Consider the following 5882-nt stretch of genomic DNA (forward strand, 5'->3'; position numbering starts at 1 on the left):
ATTCACACTGTCGCTCATAGGTTTCTCCGCATGATTCATGCCGAAAATGAGCGATCTTTCGAAACCGCGCTACGTGGGATGGCCTACCCGCTTACTGTGCTTCTGAACCACGGAGCCATTTACCCCATCACAGTGACCGCCCTAAGCGTTCATGCAGCTATCTACTCTTTTTCGGCTTCGACGGGAGCAGGCCTTCGCGTTGCATTGCTTGCGAGTATTCTTGCGCTGGCGGCTCACCGCCTCACCCGCCAAAGCGGGGCAAACAAGGTCACCAGGTTTGACGGCCCAAACAATGGATAGCAGCGAAACGCTCAGCGGACTTATTTGTTCACCGGTCGGTCGTGATTGGCGATTCATGTTGGAAGCAGGTATGCCTCCGAGTGGTTCGACTGCGCCGCCGGCCTCTCGTGGAGTTGATGGAAGAGATCGAACATCCGATCAAGAGCCTTTGAGTGAGGCCTCCGTCGGACGGGCCGTGGAGCGCGGAGATGACTTGCCAGTTTGGTCGTTTTCGCTGGCGTTCAGCCCATCTCTATCGATGCGAAAACCGATCTCGGCGCTCGCTAGCCATCGCCTGCGATCGGGAGCTACTATTTCTCTTTCTTGGCACTCGTGGGGCCCGTCGCTAGTTTGAAATAGGACATGTCCTTCGTCGTCAAATAGTAGAGGCGATCAGGAGGCGTTTCGAGCGCATTGATCCAGAGGCCGGGACCAATCCCCATCGCGTCGAGATGACGGGCGACTTGGGCAGTGGTGGACTGCGCGGCCGACACGGCTTGTTCTGCAGTCGGTCGGTCGTCGCCGCCACTGAACAGCTGGTGTACGCCTACCACGGCGTCCTTTTCAGCCAGACGTTCTACACCGCCTGCAAGGACAATCGGGCACGAGGATGCGCAAAGCGCTCTTTGAGCCACTTTCGTATTGAGCCCCTTTTCGCGGATGAGCTTGGAAATGGCCAGCGCGTCGCTCACTGAGCCGCCCGGGGAATTCAGCGCTACCGTTCTTACGTATTCGCCGCGCATCTCGATCTCCCGGGCAAAGCGCGAAGCTGCCCCGATGTCCAGGGTGCCTTCGACAAATAAGACACCGCCCGGGCCAAGTTCCAACCTCATCGGCTTGGTCAGCACCTCAATCGGGCTTGAGGGGCTAACCGCAGGACCGTTGAGATCCGTCTTACTTCCTGCCGGCGGCAAGAAGGGGTGATCGTGTGCTGGATCGAAGTTCGGCAGCTTGGCATTCGTTGCCAGAATGTCGCGCACGTCGATCATGAAGAACACTACCGACAACGACAACAATACCACGAAAGCCCCCCGCATCACTGTGCCGTCATCCAGGCGCTTGAGCGCCGTGAGCGTTTCACCGATCCTCATGCGATCGATCCTTCGCACGTGTTCTGGGGTCGAGATTTGTGATGTTGTTCGGCTCTTCCGCTTTCTCGGAATCCGCGTTGATGACTATCTCCTCCAGATTGTTCCCGGTCGCCGTCACGGCCCGCTGGACTTCCAGCGCCTGCAGAAGCTCGGCTGCGGTGATGCGCTCGGCGAACGGCAGCCTCTCCTCCTGTTTGCGGATCGCGCCATGCACGACAGCAAGAATGAAGACCAGCACGCCCGGTAGGAGATCGATGGAGATGGCGCCCGCCCATGCCGGAATAAAGTCCGAGGCATAGCGCAACACGGCTTCGGCAGACGACAGGGGAACGAACCGGCGTTCCGTCACCGGTGTGCGCGCGAGAATTTCGTCAGCCGCCTCTGAAAGGACCTTCGACTGCGCCGCCACCGAGGCACGCACCGTTGCCATTACTTTGTCCTGGCGATCAATCAGGTCGGCATCACCGCCGTCAGCCACGGGCGCGATAAAACCGAGGGACAGATCGTCAGCCGCACGCCGGATCGAAGGTGCGATCGAAGTCTGTCCGAGCGAAGCAATGACCCCTGTCAGCGCTACGACTTCGGAGGAGAACTGGTCGGCGCGCGGCTCGATCGCACCGGGTGCCGAGACCAAGGTACGCATGGTCTCCAGCCGCTTTTGTCCTTGATTGAACAGAGTCGTTACCTGTTCGCGCGAAGCGTTGATGCCGTTTTCGAGATCCTTCATCTGTGCTGACATCTGCGACAGGAGTTGCACAACGCTTCCTGAACCTGTCGTGCCGGTGAGGGCGCCCGATTGCCGTTCCGAAAGGGCAAGCTGGGCAAAGCGCTCGGATGCACGTTGAATGTCAGGCAAGAGGCTTTGCGCGGCAAGCGCGTTCTGATGCGCCTGGTCGAGGTCGGCGGTATAATCCTCTACTGTCTCGGCAAGATGTTGCTCAAGCGCGGCAGAGCCTGCCAGTGCAGCCGCATTCAGCCAGCTTGACATTGCCATGATCATGGCTGCGCCCATGGCCATCACACCCAGCATAGCGGCGCGCCCCGTGTGGGTCGTGATATGCGGATAGAATCGGGCCATATAGGTCCAGAATGCGTAGATGCCAACCGAGACCGAAGCCGAGTAGATGATTGCCGCAAAGAAAACTGCTGTCGGAGAACCGTCCAGAATGCTTCGCACGCCGAGGTATGTGTAAACGCCTGAGGCAAGTGCTAGCACGGCAACGGCAAACCGCGTCATGGTTTCGACGGCAGCGACCCCGTCATGCAAACGCTGGGATGCGCCGGTCGCCATGGGCAAGCCTCCACAAAAGGAATGTATTCCTTATCAGAGGATTAAAAAACGGGCGGAATAAAGGCCGGTTTCTACCATCCAGCGTGATGGTTTGGGTGCATCAACGGCCCGCTGGCCGCCCTGGCGAAACTCTTGAGCGGAGTCTGCTGGCCTCCTTTACCCGTCGTCGGTCGCGATTAGCGGTTCAGGGTTCCATACACTTTGCAAAGCCGTGCCTCTCAGCGAGAATTTGCACGGGCGGCCGCGGGCGGCACAGGCCTGCCAGCCGGTCGGCACGCGGGAGAAGCCGAACATGCTTATTTCCCCGAGATAGGAGTGCCCATTAGTTATCCTCCGGCGGCTGGTTTCAATTGCGGGTCGGGAAGATGCCCTGCAACGCAATGCAGAAATTGATGACGTTGTATGGCTGCATGTTTGGGTGCGGCTGTCCGCCGCCCGCCGACGCCACGCTCTGTGGCGCCAGCAGCACATTTCGCCAGAAGGCGCGTAGATCGGCAATGAGGTGGCGCCGTAAAGCGTGTTCGTCGGGGTGCGCTGATTGGCTTCAGCTATCGTTCCGTTGCCCTGATGCTGGTGGTGGGGGAAGGTGCTGCTGCGTGGTGGTTCCAGCCGTGAACGACGTTGGCTGTTTCGCACGACGTGACCGGGCTGCTTGACCCAACAAAAATCGCGTTTCGTGAAAAAAGGTTCCCAGTGACTCGTGAACGTCACTGTGCGTCCTCGGCTATCGGCTTCAACGCATGGTCCCCGCACGCGGCGGTTCATTCTAAATCGAGCGACTGCTTCAGTTCGTCGATCTTCTTGGATGCTTCCGCCTTCGTCAGATCCTCAGCATAGGCCTCGGGCTGATGCGCCTGTTCCGACAGGGTCTTCAGATAAGACCGCTGAGCACCGGTCATTGGCTCGGCGCCGCTGACCCAATCGTCAGGATCTTTCTGTGTGTTGGAAGAAGGATCGGTTTTCGGATTGACAGTCATAACACACTCCTGAATTCGTTCTCAAAACGTTCCAAGTGGCCCGCCGGTTCCAACCATCTGTCGATCGTCGCCTGTATCGTCGGCCCTTTATTAGGAAGTGAGCGCCGCAACCCGTAGGCGGAGGAGAGAGTTCAGTTTGCCGATGACACCTTTTCCGTGGTGTCTCTGGTCTCGACCGGTCTTGGTATCGGCTTTGCGCCGGAATGGACGCTGGATCTGCCAATCGGAGTTTCGAGCTCGGGAAGGTGCGTGGCGTCGACTTCCGCATGGGCTGGGCGTCGCCTTGGTCCAAGGATAACCCGACAGCCGCTCCCGACGATATCGCCGATATGGCGAGGTCGCTGGTCAGGCAGGGCAGCTAAGGGGCGAGGTCCCGAAAACCTCGTTGTCTGCGATCCCTCAATCAAGCGGGAGCGGCTTGCCGAGCCTAGGCTTGCCGGATCCCGGCCGTTGGCCGTACACGATCCACTACTACGTCGTGTCCGGGTATTCCGATGATGGCAAGGGCAAGAGGCTTCTGGTCCAGGACCCTTGGCCGGCGGGCAGGGGAGGCTAGAAATCGGTCCTCCTATTCGATGAGTTCTTAGATACGGAAGGAAAGGTGTTCATAGCGTTTCAGCAATGATTTCGCTGAAACTTAAGCGACCGCATTTTACGGACGAAACATCGGGGTCGCTGGTTCGATTCTGATCAAGGCCTCAGACCTTCAATATTTCTTTTTGCGAACGATCTTGTTGCCGCGTGGTCCGCTGATGACAGGTGTTCTGTCACGGTTTTCAGAAACAAGACTTCGCCAGCGTTCAACGCGGTCGGCGGCCAAAGTGCCGCTTTTGACAGCTGCCTGAACCACGCAGCCCGGTTCATGCGCATGGGTACAATCGCGAAATCGGCAAAGCGGTGCCAGTTCCTTTATGTCGGAAAAAAGCGTGTCGATCCCGTCGGTGATATCGCTGACGTAAAGTGTTCTTATTCCGGGGGTATCTATGACCCAGCCGCCGCCCGGAATAGCATGCAGCGAGCGCGCGGTCGTGGTGTGACGACCTTGCGCGTCATGTTCGCGAATAGTCCCGGTTTTCTGCTTTGAGTCAGATGCAGGTCTGGTCAGCGTGTTCACCAACGTCGACTTTCCTACTCCGGACGATCCCACCAGGGCGATCGTTTGGCCAACGCCGCACCAGGAACTCAAAAAGGAGCTTGCATCGGCAGAGCGCCCATTCAGGGCAACGACAGGTAGGTCACGCTGCAAAGCCTCGGCTTTGGCCTGAAATATGCCAACGTCGTCCGCGGTGTCAGCCTTGGTCAACACGATTACCGGTTTGCTGCCCGCCTGGTTGGCCATGATTAGGTAACGTTCCAGCCGGTCAATATTGAAATCGGCGTTGCACGAGGTCACGATCAACAGTGTGTCGATGTTGGCAGCAACAAGTTGTTGGCCACGTCCGACCTCCGGACGTCGCTTAAACACGGTTTTCCGGTCAAGCCGGCGGACAAGCATGTCGGACCGGGGATCGGCAAGCACCCAATCGCCCACCGCGAAGTCAGCCGTACTGGCATTGGCAGGTAGCTCTAGCCTGACCGACCCTGTGGCGCCCATCGCCTCAATGCGTGCCCGGTGAACCGACGCGACGCGCTTGGGTACGAGGTCTGCTTCTGTCGGCTTGACCTGATCCGCAAAAAAGCCAGACCAACCAAGCAATTCCAACGCTGAGTCGACACGGGAGTTCGTCAAATTTTGCTTCGCCTTTGATTATTGCAGGCTTCTTGCCTAGGTGCGCTGATGATCTCGCTTTGGCAAAGAATTTGCGTAAGCAGCAGCCTCGCCGGAGTAGGGGAAATGGTCCCCTAACTGACGGTCACCGTCATAAACTTTGAAGGCGGGTCCATCGACTTCGACGATCTTATACCCATTCACGTATTCAAACTTTGGCGTTTTCAAACCCATAAATGCTCTCCAGTTTCGGTCCAGCGTTTCCAATCTCTGAAAATGATGTCCGGCTGTCATACTTCGCAATCTATCGCAATATCACGTGCCTGCACAAAAGACGAACTAGCCAACGCCGGTTCGTATCCGATCAGGAGCAAGATTAAGTGATCGGCTTCCGGCCCGTTGCGGACATTTGCGATTGATGCGTTCAACGGCCGCTTCGCGCCTCATGCACGAACCCGCTTCGCGGGAGGGCGTGCGCGGTGAGGTTGGTGTGATTATCTGAAGTTCTAGGCAGGCTGTTGGTGTTGCCTGACCAT

General features: G+C 57.9%; 5 protein-coding genes and 1 pseudogene. 2 read left to right on the forward strand and 4 right to left on the reverse strand.

Annotated features, from left to right (window positions below):
- Positions 1 to 300 (forward strand): hypothetical protein (locus ABIE33_RS35970; protein ID WP_429133889.1); only part of this gene is annotated, 300 nt, incomplete at its 5' end.
- Positions 301 to 590: 290 nt separating this feature from the next.
- Here ABIE33_RS35970 and ABIE33_RS35975 read toward each other — a convergent pair.
- The 3 genes from ABIE33_RS35975 to ABIE33_RS35985 form a co-directional block, all read right to left on the reverse strand.
- The gene (locus ABIE33_RS35975; protein WP_429133891.1) at positions 591 to 1370 is read right to left on the reverse strand and encodes a hypothetical protein; all 780 of its coding nucleotides are present in this window, start codon (positions 1368 to 1370) and stop codon (positions 591 to 593) included.
- A complete protein-coding gene (locus ABIE33_RS35980; protein WP_429133893.1) occupies positions 1357 to 2661 on the reverse strand; it encodes a hypothetical protein in 1305 nt (434 codons plus the stop codon). The genes ABIE33_RS35975 and ABIE33_RS35980 overlap by 14 nt, the downstream gene beginning before the upstream one ends.
- A 761-nt stretch (positions 2662 to 3422) precedes the next feature.
- A complete protein-coding gene (locus ABIE33_RS35985) occupies positions 3423 to 3638 on the reverse strand; it encodes a DUF3072 domain-containing protein (RefSeq protein ID WP_429133895.1) in 216 nt (71 codons plus the stop codon).
- Between the two features lie 141 nt (positions 3639 to 3779).
- Between ABIE33_RS35985 and ABIE33_RS35990 the strand changes: the two are divergent.
- Positions 3780 to 4000: pseudogene (locus ABIE33_RS35990) on the forward strand (LysR family transcriptional regulator); the annotation flags it as partial.
- A 344-nt stretch (positions 4001 to 4344) separates the two neighbouring features.
- Here the strand turns inward: ABIE33_RS35990 and rsgA are convergent.
- Positions 4345 to 5367 carry a ribosome small subunit-dependent GTPase A gene (gene rsgA, locus ABIE33_RS35995; protein ID WP_429133897.1) on the reverse strand — a complete coding sequence of 341 codons (1023 nt, stop codon included), beginning with the start codon at positions 5365 to 5367 and terminating at the stop codon, positions 4345 to 4347.
- Between the last annotated feature and the right edge of the window lie 515 nt (positions 5368 to 5882).

The organism is Ensifer sp. 4252 (genome assembly GCF_050434565.1).
GTDB lineage: Bacteria > Pseudomonadota > Alphaproteobacteria > Rhizobiales > Rhizobiaceae > Ensifer.